Source organism: Campylobacter sp. US25a (assembly GCF_004379075.1).
Taxonomy (GTDB): domain Bacteria; phylum Campylobacterota; class Campylobacteria; order Campylobacterales; family Campylobacteraceae; genus Campylobacter_D; species Campylobacter_D jejuni.
In genome coordinates this window covers 291,770-307,949 of the sequence record NZ_RYYM01000001.1, presented here as the reverse complement: position 1 = coordinate 307,949, position 16,180 = coordinate 291,770, and the positions used below count along the sequence as shown (strand labels likewise).

The 16,180-nt window shown below is 28.8% G+C and carries 13 protein-coding genes and 1 tRNA gene; 5 read left to right on the top strand and 9 right to left on the bottom strand.

Annotated features, from left to right (window positions below; translation table 11 throughout):
* Positions 1-47 precede the first annotated feature (47 nt).
* Entirely contained in the window at positions 48-1,916 is a 1,869-nt protein-coding gene (gene rpoD, locus ELQ12_RS01575) for an RNA polymerase sigma factor RpoD (RefSeq protein WP_134264523.1), read from the top strand.
* Between the two features lie 14 nt (positions 1,917-1,930).
* Here the strand turns inward: rpoD and ELQ12_RS01570 are convergent, their stop codons facing one another.
* Positions 1,931-2,443: a histidine phosphatase family protein gene (locus ELQ12_RS01570; protein ID WP_070240127.1), complete on the bottom strand. Its 513-nt coding sequence runs from the start codon at positions 2,441-2,443 to the stop codon at positions 1,931-1,933.
* Positions 2,440-2,958 carry a rhomboid family intramembrane serine protease gene (locus ELQ12_RS01565; RefSeq protein WP_052949359.1) on the bottom strand — a complete coding sequence of 173 codons (519 nt, stop codon included), beginning with the start codon at positions 2,956-2,958 and terminating at the stop codon, positions 2,440-2,442. The genes ELQ12_RS01570 and ELQ12_RS01565 overlap by 4 nt, the downstream gene beginning before the upstream one ends.
* 98 nt (positions 2,959-3,056) lie before the next feature.
* Here ELQ12_RS01565 and ELQ12_RS01560 point away from each other — a divergent pair, with 98 nt between their 5' ends.
* The gene (locus ELQ12_RS01560; protein ID WP_004305692.1) at positions 3,057-3,473 is read left to right on the top strand and encodes a PepSY-like domain-containing protein; all 417 of its coding nucleotides are present in this window, start codon (positions 3,057-3,059) and stop codon (positions 3,471-3,473) included.
* 7 nt (positions 3,474-3,480) lie between these two features.
* Here the strand turns inward: ELQ12_RS01560 and ELQ12_RS01555 are convergent, their stop codons facing one another.
* Genes ELQ12_RS01555 through ELQ12_RS01535 form a run of 5 tightly spaced genes read right to left on the bottom strand, consistent with a single transcriptional unit; the run spans position 3,481 to position 10,411 of the window.
* Positions 3,481-5,091: an ATP-dependent metallopeptidase FtsH/Yme1/Tma family protein gene (locus tag ELQ12_RS01555; protein ID WP_070261217.1), complete on the bottom strand. Its 1,611-nt coding sequence runs from the start codon at positions 5,089-5,091 to the stop codon at positions 3,481-3,483.
* 3 nt (positions 5,092-5,094) lie between these two features.
* Entirely contained in the window at positions 5,095-6,345 is a 1,251-nt protein-coding gene (mtaB, locus tag ELQ12_RS01550; RefSeq protein WP_002861742.1) for a tRNA (N(6)-L-threonylcarbamoyladenosine(37)-C(2))-methylthiotransferase MtaB, read from the bottom strand.
* Positions 6,342-7,913: a mechanosensitive ion channel domain-containing protein gene (locus ELQ12_RS01545; protein WP_002880605.1), complete on the bottom strand. Its 1,572-nt coding sequence runs from the start codon at positions 7,911-7,913 to the stop codon at positions 6,342-6,344. The genes mtaB and ELQ12_RS01545 overlap by 4 nt, the downstream gene beginning before the upstream one ends.
* Entirely contained in the window at positions 7,910-8,965 is a 1,056-nt protein-coding gene (gene aroB, locus ELQ12_RS01540) for a 3-dehydroquinate synthase (protein WP_070284217.1), read from the bottom strand. Before aroB ends, ELQ12_RS01545 begins: the two co-directional genes overlap by 4 nt.
* A 45-nt stretch (positions 8,966-9,010) precedes the next feature.
* Positions 9,011-10,411: a COG3400 family protein gene (locus ELQ12_RS01535; RefSeq protein WP_052857657.1), complete on the bottom strand. Its 1,401-nt coding sequence runs from the start codon at positions 10,409-10,411 to the stop codon at positions 9,011-9,013.
* 29 nt (positions 10,412-10,440) lie between these two features.
* On the opposite strand from ELQ12_RS01535, the gene tgt reads away from it, so the two are divergent.
* From tgt to ELQ12_RS01520, 3 genes are all read left to right on the top strand, one after another.
* Positions 10,441-11,562 carry a tRNA guanosine(34) transglycosylase Tgt gene (gene tgt, locus ELQ12_RS01530; RefSeq protein WP_014516779.1) on the top strand — a complete coding sequence of 374 codons (1,122 nt, stop codon included), beginning with the start codon at positions 10,441-10,443 and terminating at the stop codon, positions 11,560-11,562.
* Position 11,563: 1 nt separating this feature from the next.
* The gene (locus ELQ12_RS01525) at positions 11,564-12,331 is read left to right on the top strand and encodes a magnesium transporter CorA family protein (protein WP_070242943.1); all 768 of its coding nucleotides are present in this window, start codon (positions 11,564-11,566) and stop codon (positions 12,329-12,331) included.
* A gap of 52 nt (positions 12,332-12,383) precedes the next feature.
* A tRNA-Arg gene (locus tag ELQ12_RS01520) sits at positions 12,384-12,460 on the top strand.
* 2 nt (positions 12,461-12,462) lie between these two features.
* On the opposite strand, the gene ELQ12_RS01515 is transcribed toward ELQ12_RS01520, so the two are convergent.
* Positions 12,463-12,912, bottom strand: a complete 450-nt coding sequence (locus ELQ12_RS01515) for a hypothetical protein (protein ID WP_074486965.1) — start codon at positions 12,910-12,912, stop codon at positions 12,463-12,465.
* Between the two features lie 15 nt (positions 12,913-12,927).
* The gene (ccsA, locus tag ELQ12_RS01510) at positions 12,928-16,173 is read right to left on the bottom strand and encodes a cytochrome c biogenesis protein CcsA (protein WP_070242941.1); all 3,246 of its coding nucleotides are present in this window, start codon (positions 16,171-16,173) and stop codon (positions 12,928-12,930) included.
* Positions 16,174-16,180 lie beyond the last annotated feature (7 nt).

Here is a 16,180-nt window from a genome sequence, read left to right as displayed (position 1 = left end):
AATTTTTAGATAAAATCTAAAGCTTATATAAATTTCAAGGATAATCAATGAACGCCAAAACTCAAGAAGCTGAACTAGAAGAATTATTTCAAGAAAATGCAAAAGATTATATCACATATGAAAAATTGGTAAAATATCTTACAAAACAACCAAGTGCATCAACCGCTAAAAAAGTGCAAGCATTAGTGAAAAAACACAAAGTGCAACTTTTTTCAGCGGCCGAAATTGCACAAATGAAAAACATAGAAGATGCAAAAAGACTCCAAGAAGAAAAACAAAAACTCCAAGATACAAGCCTTGAGAACGAATTTGATTTAGCCAATGAAAACGATTTATTAGAATGGAGCAGATCAGACTCTCCTGTTCGTATGTATTTAAGAGAAATGGGACAAATTGCTTTATTAAGCAAAGATGAAGAAATTGAAATTTCTAAAAAAATAGAACTTGGTGAAGATATTATTATTGATGCTTTTTGTTCTGTACCTTATTTAATAGATTTTATTTTAGATTATAAAGAACCTTTAATAAACAGAGAAAGAAGAGTAAAAGAATTATTTAAAAGCTTTGACGATGAAGAAAAAAGTGATGATAAACTTGATGAACTTGATATAGATGAAGATGAAGAAAACGAAACAGAATTAGAAACAGATGAAGAAAATACTAAAAAAAACAGCAAAAAAGAAGATGAAAGAACTTTAAAAGTTATAGAAAAATTTAAAGCTCTAGAAAAAGCTAAAAAAGATTGGCTAAAAACATCCAAAGACAAAGAAAGTGGAGATGAGCTTTTAGATAAATTAAGTATTGCATTCAAAAAAAATATTTTAAAAGAAAAATTAATGGATCTAGGTCCTACTTCAAAACTTATTAGTGAAATCGTAAAATCAATGGAAACTGCACTAAAAAGTGATGAAGAATTTGACAAAGAACTTAAGCGTTTAGAATACCGCTTACCTATGTTTTCTGATGAACTTAAAAAACGCCATGCAGATATTTTAAAAGATATTACAAAATTGAGCAAAGAAGAAATCACAGAGCGAGCTTTAGAAACAACCATGGTAAGCACTTATATGGAAATTAAAAAACTATTTCAAACTAAAGAAGCCAGTGAAAAAAGCTTTGATCTTGAAAAATCACGTTTAAAAGAAATTTTAGAGCAAATTAAACGTGGTAAAAAAATCTCTGATGAAGCAAAAGGAAGAATGGCAAAATCAAACTTGCGTCTTGTTGTAAGCATAGCTAAACGCTACACAAATCGTGGTCTACCTTTCTTAGATCTTATTCAAGAAGGGAATATAGGCTTGATGAAAGCTGTGGATAAGTTTGAATACAAAAGGGGTTATAAATTTTCCACTTATGCAACCTGGTGGATCAGGCAAGCTATTTCAAGGGCTATAGCTGATCAAGCAAGAACCATAAGAATTCCAATCCACATGATAGAAACCATCAATCAAATTAACAAAATTATCCGCGAACATCTACAAAAAGATGGAAAAGAACCTGATGTCAGCGTTATAGCTAAAGAAGTAGGTTTAAGCGTAGATAAGGTTAAACAAGTTATTAAAATTACAAAAGAACCAATTTCTCTTGAAGCTCCAATAGGAAATGAAGATGATGGTAAATTTGGAGATTTTGTTGAAGATAGAAATTCACTTTCTCCAATGGATCATATCTTAAAGGATGATTTAAAAGAACAAATTGATGAAGTTTTAGATCAATTAAACGATAGGGAAAAAGCGGTAATTCGAATGCGCTTTGGCTTAATGGATGATGAAAGCGATAGAACCTTAGAAGAAATTGGGAAAGAGCTTAATGTCACTCGAGAAAGAGTGAGACAAATAGAAAGCTCAGCTATAAAAAAACTCAAACACCCTAAAGTAGGAAGAAAACTAAAAAATTATATAGAAGGTTGGAAGTAAGAGTCAATCTCTTACTAAAAACCTAAATCTTTTTCTTCTTTTAACTTGCGTACATGTTCAAAAAAAACTAATTTTCCGCTATGTTTTTTTAAATTTTTAAATTCCTTAATATCAAATTCTAAACACAAGATAGAAGAAGTTGGAAAAGAAGCTAAACATAGCGAGCTTAATAACTCTCCAAGCTCCATTAAACCAGGATTATGGCCCACTAAAAACACTTCATTAAACTCATCATCAATATCTTGCAAAATTTTTAGCAATTTCTCAACATTGCAAAGATACAATCTTTCATCAAAACAAATTTTATTTTTATCAAAATTATAAAATTTGGCTATTTTTTTCGCTGTTTTAGCGGTTCTAACAGCAGGACTTGATAACACTAAATCAGGATGAATTTCATGCAAGGCAAGATTCTTAAAAAGTTTTTTTAAATCTTCCTTTCCACTCTTAGTAAGCTTTCTTTCAAAATCATCGATATCTCCTCTCTTACTTGCTTTTGCATGTCTTATAATATAAATTTTTTTCATTTTACCTCTTTTATTTTAGCTAAAATATAACCACATATAAACCCGAAAATATGACCATACCAAGCAACATTTACCCCCATAAGTAATGGCGCAAAACTCATAAGTAAAATTGCCACTATAAGTCCTTTTGTGCTATTTTTATCAAGAACAGCATAAAAACCCATTAAAACACAAATTGCACCACTAGCACCTATGACATTTATATTTTCTCCAAAATATTTAAAATCAAAATACACATAAAAAACACTTAAAAGTGAACATAACAACCCGCCAATAAAATAAATAAAAATAAAACGCAAAGCACCCAAATAAGTTTCTAATATACGCCCAAATTGAAATAAAACTATCATATTTAATATAAGATGAGTTAAATTTCCATGTAAAAACATTGAACTTAAAAGTTGCCAATAAGCTCCATTAAAAAATAAAATATTCAAACCAAGGATATTGCAATAATCATAAGAAATCAAAAAATAACATAAAACATTTAAAAAAATTAAAAAAATTGTAAGCAAAGTATTAAACCTTTATTTTTTATAATATTGTCTTAAAATTCACATAAAATTCACATAAAATTCTTTACAATTTTACTAAAAAATAATTAGGAAAAATATTGAAAATTAAATTTTTAAGTATTATTACTATTTTAAGTTTATCTTTAAACGCTGATATAATAATTTCTGCTGATAATTTGCCAAGTGTTTCTAAAGAATTTTTACAACATAATTTCAAAGCACCTATAGGGATCGTGCAAAAAGACAAAAATTCCTATGAAGTCTATCTTAGCGATGGGACAGAACTTGAATTTGACATAGATGGAGCTTGGAAAGAAATTGAAAATAAAGCCTTTCCTTTTGAACTAGATTTTTTACCTCAAAATTTAGCTAATATCATTAAAAACGAATTTCCAAATACAAAAGCTAGAGAAATCGAAAGAAAAATCAACCATTACAAGATTAAATTTGATAACGATGTAAAAATTCTTATAGATTTTAATGGAACTATCTTGCACAAAGAAATTGATGATTAAAATATAATCAAATCTGCATTATATTTTTAACATCATCATGTTCTATCTTTTCTTTTTCAAGCAAAAGCTCTGATAATTTTAAAATTTTATCCTTCATAGAATTTAAAAATTCATCCATTTCTTTTTTTTGTTCATTTAAATTTGACTCTTCTAACATATCAAAACTCAACATATAATCAAGCAATTCTTTAATCTTTAAAAAATCATCTTGCGAGTTGGTATAACTTTCATTGTAAATTAATTTCATAGCTCTAGAACCAGCCAAATAAACTTTTATACGATTGATAAGCTCTGATTTTGATCTTATATTATGCTCATATTCTTTAAAACGATCTTCAATGAGAGTTATTTTATCAAATCCTATGTCAAAATAATATGCACTCAAAGCTTTTGCAGCTTGATAAGTGGCTTGAATTTTTTTCTCTTCATCATTAAAACTTAAAATCTTTTTCTTGCCTAAAAGAACTTTATTTAATACAGCATAAAAATCACTTTCCTCAACTAAAGCACTATTTCTTCTTAAAGCATTAATTGCCGCTTCATTGACCAAAGTTTCAAGTCCTGCTCCACTAAAACCTACGCTTGCTTTGGCGATTTTATTTAAATTGATATTATTATTTTTATCCTTCATATAAATTTCTAAAATTTTAAGTCTATCCTTAAAATCAGGTAAAGATAAAAAAATTCTCCTATCAAAACGCCCTGAACGCAATAAAGCAGAATCCATAAGTTCGATTTTATTTGTTGCAGCTATAACTATAACCCCGCTATTGTCCTCAAAACCATCCATTTGGGTTAAAAGTTGATTTAAAGTACTATCTCTTTCAACATTTGACATTTCTCCCCTTGCTTTACCTACAGCATCTATTTCATCGATAAAAACTATACTAGGAGCCATCATTTTAGCTTTTGAAAAAAGCTCTCTAACTCTTTTTGCACCCATACCTACATAAATTTCAACAAAACTTGAACCACTTTGATAAAAAAATGGCACCCCTGCTTCTCCTGCAACTGCTTTTGCTATCAATGTTTTTCCTACACCTGGTGGGCCTACCATTAAAACACCTTTTGGCATTTTTACACCAAATTCTTTATATTTTTTAGGATTTTGTAAAAAATCTACAAGTTCGCTTAGTTCCATTTTAACTTCATCAACACCTGCTACATCATTAAAAGTAATATCTGAAATCACAGGTTTTATATGAGAACTTTCTAAATTAATATTTGAATTTTGAGCTTGAATGTGATTCTTATTTGATATAGGATATTTAGCCAATTCTTTTTTACGGGCAAAATAACCAAAACTTACAAAAAGTGCGATAATAAAAACAAGTAAAATAAAAAACACCCAAAGCGTGTTATCTTTTTTAACCTCTATAGGAACTTTTGCTAAAAGTGTTTTTATATCTATGCCATCTTTTATAATTACGTAATTTTCACCTTCTGCCTTAAGCCAAATTTCGTCTTTATCAATCACAGCTTTTTGGATTAAATTTTGGCTTAATAGACTTTGATAAAGATTTTCATCTATATATTTAGGTTCATTTTTAAAATATAAAATTCCCAAAAGCATACATAAAACCATAAAAGATGCTAAAATTATCTTTTTATTTTTCATTATCTAGCCTTTTAAAATTGCAAAGTTAGACTTTTCTTGCACTTCATATTCAGATATAACAATCCATTCTTTAGCTATATCTTTATCACTTTTAATTTTGATCTTGTTAAAAAACTGATCATAACCCTCAAAAAAACCATCTTTTTGATTTTCTATCAAAACTTCAAGTGAAACTTGATTTTTTTTCCTAAATTCATAATTATTTTTTTCTACTATGGATTTTAAAGTGTTTAGCCTTTCTTTAGCTAAAGTTCCATTTATCACATCCTTCATGGTAGCAGAATGCGTGTTGTTTCTAGGACTAAAAATAAAAGCATGAATATGAGTGAGTGGAAATTCTTTAAATTTTTTCAAAGCTTCTTGCCATAGCTCTTCACTCTCACCTGGATGAGCTACTATAAAATCCGTCCCTAAAGCATATCCTTTGCTTGCTATAGTATTAAAAAGCTTTAAATCATTATCCGTATGCGATCTTCTTCGCATTATACGAAGCATTTTTTCACTTGTATGCTGCAATGCAATATGTAAATGCCTTTCAAGCCAAGTTTCATCTAAAATTTCTAAAAAACTCTCATCAATTTGTGCGGGTTCTAAACTACCTAACCTTATGCGTTTTATACCTGAAATTTGTCCCATTTTCCGCAAAAGCTTGCCTAAACTTGTGCCATTTTTAAGCCCATATGAACCTATATTAGTCCCTGTTAAAACAATTTCACTATAACCATTAGCTCCCAAAATTTCAACCTGTTTTAAAAGAGCTTTTTCATCCACACTTCTTGATTTTCCCCGCACGCTAGGAATAATACAATAAGAACAAGCAAAATCACAACCTTCTTGAATTTTCACAAAAGCTTTGGTATGATTTTCATATTCGCAAACTATATCTTTATCAATAAAATTTAAATTTCCAAGTTCATAAAAACTTGTCTTTGCTCCTAAAAATTCATTGATTTTATCTTTATTTGACGCTCCAAGCACTCCAAAAACTTGCTTTTTATCTAAAAGCTCCTTACCCTTGCTTACAGCACCACAACCTGTAAGTATAACTTTAATGCCTTTTTTTTGCATGGTATTTACATAAGACTTTATCCCGCTATCAGCTCCATTTGTAACCGTGCAAGAATTTACAACGATAATTTGTGCTTTATTCTCATCATTTATAATCTCATAATCTTTTACATAACTTTTTAAAAGCTCTGTATCATAAATATTTGTGCGACACCCAAAGGTTTTAAAAAAAACTTTTTCTTTCAATCTTTATTCCTTGCATGAAAATGCATATTTTCATGATGTTGTTCAAAATGATTTTGATTTAAATTTCCTAAATATAAATTTTGCGATGGATAAGCAATTTTTATATCTTTATGCTTATTAAATTCTTTTATAATCTCTTTACTAATCGTACTTCTTAATACCAAAGCCGCATAAGCATTGGTCATATACCATGCAGAAATTCGCATTCCCCAATGTTCAAAAAACATAAAAAACCTTGGCTCCACTTTAGGATTTTTAATACTATATTCATGTTGTAAACGAGCTATATTTTTTCTAGCAAGCTCAGTATAACCTTTGGCATGGCGTGTAACAATATTTTCCACAATTTCTTGCGCTTTATCAAGATTACTATCAAAAGTAACACTTATATCAATGCCATCAAGCACGGTTTTCATACCATGATGAGTATAATTAGCAAGCAAATTTGTAAAAACATAGTTATTAGGAATAAATATAATACGCCCACTACGACGATTTTTGCTATAAGTTTCAAGCGTAAGCTCTTCATAAAGAGTAATGCGTAAAAAAGAAATATCTATAATATCTCCAATATAGGTAGTATCATTTTGAAAAACTTTTACACGATCCCCTACTCTAAAACTTCCACCAAAAATAATCACACACCATCCAAGCATAGACATAAACATATCTTTCATAGCAATAGCTAAGCCTGCAGAAGCAAAACCAAGTATAGTTACAAGATAAGTAATATTTTCTATATAAGCAAAGAGCAAAATAAGAAAAATAATATTTATATTAATAAAATTAATAATCTTCGTAGCGGTATAATATCTTTCACTATCTTTAATATATTTTTTAGCAATAAATTTCAACATAAAAGCTATAGCTATAACAACAACAATAGCAACAAGTATATTTACAGCCCTTAAACTTTGAACTTTAATCTCAGCACTTACTCGAGAAAGCTCTTCATCAATTTTTTTCTCATAAACAGAATAAGAAACACTAGCAAAATTTAAAGCTTGCTCAAATTCTTCTAATTTTTTATCCGAAGCCTTTAAAGCTTCTATATTCTCAACACTTGGTTTAAGCTCAACTAATTCCTTAAGTTCTGAGTTTTTTTCTCTAATTTTATCTACTAAATTTTTAAAATCATTAAATTTAAATATATACTCTTCCTTTTCTCCTTTTAATTTCTTAATATGAGAAAAAGCTCCTATAATAGCCAAAGGATTAGTAAGTTTAGATAAAGTTTCTATATTATCAGGAGCACTAAGACTTTGTGCAAAATTTAAATCTTTATATTCTTTAAGCAAGCTCAATTGCTCTTCTAAATTTGCTATCTTGCGTTTAAGTTCTTCTTGTTGGTGAATATCGGAAGTCTTTTTTAAATTAAGATTTAAAATGATTAATTCATCATTTATATCTTGATATTTTATAAAATTTTCATAACGTATATTCCAAATACTAGCACTGATTACAGTATTTAAAGTATTAATTTTCTCATTTATATTATTAATAATAGTCCGATTTACATCACCAAAAGCAAAAACAACAAAAAAGGTTAAAATAATAATTTTTTTCATTGAAATTCTCTTAAAGTTGCAATTATATCTTCTTTAGAAATATCGCTTTTTATCAAACCCTTACCCAAAGGACTAGCAAGAACAAAATTGATTTTTTTATTAGAGCTTTTTTTATCCATGAAAAAAGCTTCATAAAATTCATCTACATTATTGATTTTATATGATATTGGCAAACTGAATTTAAGTAAAATATCTTTTATTCTTTGACTTTGCATTTTATCCAAAAACCCTAAATTTAAAGCTAATTGATTTGCCATAACCATACCTATAGCTACTGCTTCTCCGTGTAAATAAAACTTATAATCTGTAAAATTTTCTATAACATGAGCAAAAGTATGTCCATAATTTAAAAGCATTCTAAGCCCTGATTCTTTTTCATCTTGTTCAACAACCCTTGATTTAAGTTCTATGCTTCTTGCTATAATTTGAGTAAAAATTTCATTCTCGCAAGTAGCATTTAAGAAACTTTTTTCATCAATTTTTTCTATAAAATCAAGTATACTATCATCAAACATTGTCGCCATTTTAATAAATTCAGCCATACCTGCAGCAAGTTCCCTAGAACTCAAAGTCTTTAAAAAAGAACTCTCACAATATACAGCTTTAGGTTGATAAAAAGTGCCAATAAGATTTTTACCAAAATTATTATTAACACCTGTTTTTCCACCTACTGCTGCATCAACGCAAGCTAAAAGTGTAGTAGGAATATTTATAAAATCAATACCTCTTTGATAAATACTAGCAGCAAATCCGCCCATATCACTAATCACGCCACCACCAAAACTTATAAGCACGCTTTTTCTATCCAATTTAGAATTAAACATTTGGTTTAAAATTTCTTCTATGGTGCTTAAATTTTTATATTCTTCACCATCTTTTACAGTAGCAATAAAAATTTCTTTTGCCTTAATTTTAGAAAGTAATGTTTTCAAATGAAGACCTGAAATCTTAGGATTTGAAAGTATAAAAACCTTACTATCAAATTTTAATTCTTCAAGTTCATCAATATAAACCTTATAAGCATTTTCTTTTAACTTAACTTCTACTTGCATTGAACTACTCTTTTTGCGTTTATTCTATCACATTTAATTAATTATTTATTCTACTGGTATGAAAAGTTGGTAATTTTGTCTCATTTTATAATAATGCCTATTTAAATTTGTACTTAAATTTCTGCCAAAATCTCTATTTAGTAATTCTTTTTGAAAACTCACAAATTGTAACAAATCTTCGCGATATTGCAAATTTAAAAGAGGGTTTTCATCATTTTTATTAATAATTTGTATATTTTTATCATAAAGCTTAGATAAACTTCTAAAATACTCCTCCATATCTGTAGTATTTTGAGAATTTGGATTATAATAATATAAAATAACTCCAAAATCAAGCTGTTTACTTAAATCAGTAATGACATTTGCATTATTTTCAAGTTCACTCTCATCGGCACTTAAAATAATCGCTTCTTTAAGCTCATCAAAAGAAGCTTCACCCACCTTCATAATAGGAATTTTTAAATCAAAAAAAGCTTGTTTTTCTTTCTCAAAATTTTTTATATCGGTTACAACTAATCCTATATCATTATTTTGCAACCATGTGGAAATTTGTTTAAAATCCGTGTTGAAATAATCAAAAAACACACCTTCTTTATCCTCAGAAAGTTTTTTTAATTTTTCATACATTACCCCTAATTTAGGATTGATAACATGTATAAAAAATCTTTTTGCATTGCTTTTTTGAATTAATTTTAAAGTAGTATCAAGCACTCTTTCTTGCATATTTTGATTCATATTTTTCATATCAATTAAAGCAAAAACATTACTTCCAAAAGGCATAGGAAATTGCCCTGCTTTGCCTCTTATATTATGAAAAATACTTTGTAAAACAACAGGATCTCCAACGATCAAAATGCTATCATTTGGCTCTAAAACAAAAGATGGTTTTACAAAATAAATCTTAGAATTTCTATAAATAAGGACTATGCGCCACCTTTTTTGTTGTATTGAACTTATGTGCCTATAAGCAAAAATAGACCCTGCTGGAATTTTTACTTCCATAATCTCTCCAACCCCAAGTCCTATATACTGAGCTGTTAAAGCAATATCTGGTAAAAAATCCATAAATCTACGGCTTAAAGTCATTCTAGCATCAGCTAAATTTGCATGAGTATCATTAACACTTAACCCCCAAAAATCCATTATTTCTATTTCTAAATTTGGATTTAAAGAACGCAAAGCCTCATAACTTTTTTTAGTTTCAAATTCATCTTGCATATAAATAAAAGCCTGTTTAAAATCTTTACTCATAATATTTTCAAGACGCGCTGTGCTTGTAGGATCAAAATAATGCAAGTCAATATACTCACTAGAAATATTTAAGTTATTTTTTTCACTATTTTGACACACTACTGTAAAAAAGTAACCTAAGCCTTTTTCAAAACAAAGCCTTTCTAAGAAATGCTTTGCTAAAATACCGTCTATTATAATTAAAATATTATTCATTTTAAACTCCAAAAAGGAAATTATAACAAATGGAATTTAAATTAAAGCATAAAGATGGAATGGCAAGGGTTTGTGAAATCACTACCGCGCACAGCACTTTTTTAACCCCTGTTTTTATGCCTGTTGGCACAGTGGGAGCGGTTAAAAGTCTTGATGCTAATGATATGAAAAATGAGCTTGATGCAAAAATTATTTTAGCAAATACCTATCACATGTACTTGCGTCCAACTTCTAAAGTGGTAAAAGATTTTGGAGGTTTGCATGGTTTTACGAAATTTGATAGAAGTTTTTTAACCGATAGTGGTGGTTTTCAGGCTTTTTCTTTAAGTAAAAATTCCAAACATTTTAACGAAGGTATAGAATTTAAAAGTCACATTGATGGGAGTCGTCATCTTTTTACTCCAAAAAGTGTTTTAGATACTCAATATGATTTTAACTCTGATATTATGATGATTTTAGATGATTTAGTAGCCTTACCCGCAACCAAAGAAAGGATTAAAATTTCTGTTGATCGCACTATACTTTGGGCAAAAGAAGCCATTGCTTATCATAAAAATATGCAAAATAAAGGTATAGGCATAGGGCAAAATATTTTTGGTATTATCCAAGGTGGTACAGATTATGAAGAAAGAAAGCGTTGTGCTTTAAGTTTAAACGAAATGCCATTTGATGGTTTAGCTATAGGTGGGCTTAGCGTGGGCGAAGAAAACGCCTTGATGTATGAAACAGTACAAAACTTAAACCCTTATCTAGATGAAAATCGTCCAAGATATTTAATGGGTGTAGGAACGCCTGAAGATTTAGTAGAAAATGTTGAGCGAGGAGTAGATATGTTTGACTGCGTGATGCCAACTAGAAATGCAAGAAATGGAACATTTTTCACAAGTTTTGGAAAATTTAATATTAAAAAAGCAGAATTTATCAACGATCATGAAGCTATAGATCCTATTTGCTCATGTTATACTTGTCGTAATTTTTCAAGGGGTTATTTGAACCATCTTTTTAAAGCTAAAGAACTTACTTTTTTTCGCTTGGCAAGTTTGCACAATCTACATTATTATCTTGAACTTGCAAGAAAGATGCGTGAAGCAATTTTGAATAATTCTTTTACGCAATTTAAAAGAAATTTTTATCACTTAAGAGGCAAATAAAATGCTAGAACTACATGAAAATCTAAAAAAAATCCTGCAAGCAAAGAATTTAGAAACTTTCTATAGTGAAATTTATGGACAAAAAATTTTTGTTTACGTGGGATTAAATTTGGAAACTTGGCTTTTTAATGATGAAAAAATTTATAAACTTCAAGATGAAGAATTTAAGCTTTCTAGCATAGAAGAATTTTCAAATTTTATTAAATCCATTTTAGAAGATTTTAAAGTACAAAATACTCATTTTCAAAACCTTTTAGAACACAAAGAAGGTATTATCTTAAAAGGTGGTTTTGTTAAAAATTTTTACAAAAAATCCTTTGTGTTAAGACAAAAAATCAACAAAAATCTAAAGCAAATTAATCTTCTAAGCGAAGCTTTCAATCTTTTGCTTAGTGAACAAGCACAATACAAAAAACATTTAAAAATTTTAAATTTATCCATCGGCATCTTAAGTAAAAACACCAAAGAACATCTAACAAGAGTTGATACTCTTTATACGTTAACAAGTGCAATTAAAAATGAAAAAATGAATAAAAGTATTTATCTTTTAAGTATACTTTCTTCTATTTTCTTGCCTTTAAATTTGATCGTAGGATTTTTTGGAATGAATACTAATAATCTTTTTTTCAAAGATAGCCCTTATGGTACACTTTATATTTTTTCTTTGATTTGCTGTATTTTGATTGTAGGTTTTATATTTTATCATTCAAAAAAGACTAAAGAATTTGATTTAGATGAAGGTAAAAAAGCTAAAAAACAAACAAAATAAGCAAAATTTTGCTTATTTTAAGAATATTTATATATAATTTTAACTTATTTTTGCGCTCATAGCTCAGCTGGATAGAGCATTTGATTGCGGTTCAAAAGGCCAGAGGTTCGAATCCTCTTGAGCGCACCATATTATTTATCTTCTTTAATTTTTCTTTTAGCTAATCCCATATGCTCGTAAGCATCAATTTCTTTTTTGTAAGATCCAGAAATTTTCTTAAGTTCTTTATTTAAGTAACTGACTGTTTGTGCACTTGCATTAATATTTGCAGCCAAAGCAGAAACAAATTCTAGTTTCTTTTTTGTTGCTTCATCTAATTCTTTAGAAGTTTTTGAACCAAGTTTATGTGTCTGCACATAAAGTTTGGCAAGTTCTTTTAATTCAATATCCGTTAGCTTAACATCGGAAGCAGCAATTATCATTTTATCTAAGTCTGTATCAAATTTTTTAGTCTTTTCAGCTACATGCTGCTTTTGACTAGTTTTTTGCTTTTTAATTGTTTTTTTGCCATCACTTGTAATAAGATAAGCAATCACGCCTAAAAACAATAAAAGCGCTAAAGCAGCACAAAAAATAACCAAAAAAATATGGCTCATTTACAGTTTGCCTACAAAATTTCGCTTCCTTCTTGCAAAAAGAGCTAAAACCACCATCAATGCAAATCCCCAATAAACATAATTAGGAATTTGAGCCGCTTCGCCTGCAGCGTAAGAATGAAGTCCTGTTAAAAAGTAATTTACTCCAAAATAAGTCATAATAATAACCCAATAAGCAAACATACTCCATAAAGCAAACACAAATTGATTACAATATTTTGGAATCATTCTAAGATGCAAAATTGCTGCATAAACCAAAATACTAACTAAAGCCCAAGTTTCCTTAGAATCCCAACTCCAATATCTCCCCCAACTTTCATTTGCCCAAATTGCACCTAAAAAATTTCCTACAGTAAGCAAACAAAGTCCAAAAATCATTGCCATTTCATTAATTCTTGTAGCCTCTGTAATATTTCTCAAAATATTAAGATTATATTTTCCATCTTTCTTAAGAAAACACATTAAGAACAGTGTAAAGATACCAAGTAAGGCACAAAGTCCTAAAAATCCATAACTAGCAGTAATAACAGATACATGAATACTAAGCCAATAAGAATTGAGCACTGGAACAAGATTTGTAATTTGCGGATTCATTTCGCTTAAATGTGCAACCATTAATACAACACCGGATAAAATAGAAGTTAATGACAAGGCTATAGGACTTTTTCTAGAGAAAAATATACCCGACAAAGACAATGCCCAAGCTATATACACCATACTTTCATAGCCATTACTCCATGGAGCATGACCTGATAAATAAGCACGAAGTCCAAGACCTAATGTATGAATTACAAAAGCTAAAACATTTAAAACATATACCACTTTAAATATAAAAGAGATTTTTAAATTCGGTATGACCATTTTAGAAAAAACAAGAATCAAAAGTAAAAAACCCGCAATTAAATATACAGGAGCGAGTTTAACGAAAATTTCAGCCTTATTAGAAAAAATTTCCATTTCAACCTTGGTTTTACTAGGCATGACTTTATATCCTATTTTTTCTTGATATTCCTTGATAAATTTCAAGCCTTCATCAGCTCTAGTCCAATTGCCATCTTTAAAAGCATTTTCCACGGCACTAAAATAATTCTGTATTAAAGCCAAAACAATATGCCCTTCATCCCCCTTAAGAGTAGTTACAGCAGAAAAAGGTGCAAGCCAAACATTATTTGGATTATTTTGAACAGGAATAAATTTAAATAATTCACCACTAAAAACTAAATTTACAACATTAGCTCTTTCATCTAGTTTTATAATTTCCTTATCAAAAACTCCTCTTGCATTTGGGTTTTTACGATTTGCATTTTCAACATATTTTTGAAGTTTATAGCGATTATTCTCATCAAAGAAATCTTTATAAGAAATATATTTAGCGCTAGGAATTTCTAAAATATTTGCAATAGCATCACGAACTGCTTGATTTTGTGGCATTAAAATAAAAGGTTCCATTTGCCATTTATTTACATCAACAAGCATGGAAAGCATAACAGCGTTAGAATTTTGACCCTTATAGCTATCGCTTTGATGAATTTTTTCTAAAATTTCTCTTGATAGCGTATCAAAAGGCACCATTCTTCCATCTGCTGATTTTTGAACTATTAAAGTAGCAAGAGCTTTAGCATGATTAGTATTTACCACAGGTAAGGTTGAATTTAAATCTTGAGCAAAAGTCTTTTCAGAACCAAAAGATAGCAATAAAATAAAAATAATCACACTTGTATGTTTTAAAGTGTCTTTATTGATTAATCTTGCCAAAGTTCTAAATCTAGAATGAGGATTTAAAAAATTCATAAACATTCCAAGACAAAGCAAAAAATAACCTATATAAGTTGGTATTTTGCCTGGATCTTTATTTACAGATAAAACAGTCCCTTTTTCATCTTGATCATAAGAACTTTGATAAAATCTATAGCCATCATAATCTAAAACATTATTCATAAAAATTCTATAATCAAAATTTTCATTATTATTTTTTACAGTAATTTCACTTGCATAAGAAGCTGGAGACATAGAACCTGGATAACGATCTAATACAAAATCTCTTAAATAAATATCAAAAGGCAATTGTTCATAAGAAAGCGCCCAAGAAATAAAGAATTTTTGACCTGCAAGTTCTATCATAATAGGTTTATTATATTCAAAAATATAAAATTCTTTACTTTCATTTTTATAGCTTAATTCTAATTTTAAAGCATTAGAGCCAGTTAATTCTAAGTTTTTATTCTCATTGCTTAAAGCAAAATCTTTAAAATGTAATAATAAAGAATTTTTCCAATTTTGAGGCTCGCCAAAAGTAGAAATCAACATAGTTCTACCCACTTCTAACCAAGCAGATTTAAACCATAACCAAAAACTTTCATCTTGAGGTCTATTGGAGCCTTCTAAAGCTTCTTGCGCATGCAAAGAAGCAGCTTTAACTACAAAACTAATATCATTAATTTCATAAAGCCTTCTTTCCTTAGCATTTGCCTTTTCTCCAATTTTAAGGTCTAAATTTTGTCCATCTAACATACTTAAAAAATGTAAGTTTTCACTTGAACTTAAAGTTAAATTTTCATCAATTTTTACAAAAGGTGCTTTAACATTATCATTCATAAAAGCAAAGTTAACCCCTTCTATATTCTTAACTTCACCTTTTTCAAATTTAACATCAACACCTTGAGATCCTTTTTGAGAAAGCATCAAAACCAATAAAGGATCAGAATTATTATTTTCTTTATAAGTATAATGAGCATTTAAAATTAAATCTTTATATTTTAATACAGCTTGATCATCACCTAAATTAAGTTTTAGTTTAAAAGAATTAGCAAAAGGCAAATTTCCTATATAACGATCATTAACCGCACTATAGCGTTCTCCATCTTTTATAGCAGAAATACGCAAAGAAGTCTTAGAACTTTCTATAAGTGAATTTTGAGTATGCTCTCTAATAGGTAAAATACCTTCAAAACCAGCATATCTTGTCATTGCAGAACCCACTAAAATAAATAAAAAAGAAATATGAAAAATCATTAAAGGCAATTTTTTAAGCCCAAACATTTTATAACGAAACATCCCGCATAGTAAATTAATACCAAGTAAAAGTTGTATATATTCAAACCAAAAAGTATCATAAACCATTGCCCAAGCCGTAGGAGTTCCATAAGCACTTTCAATAAAAGTTGCCAAAGCACAAAAAAGCGCGAAAAGCAAAAACAATACAACCGAAACTCTTAAATCCCCTATGCTTTTTATTATATTTTTCATTCTTTTT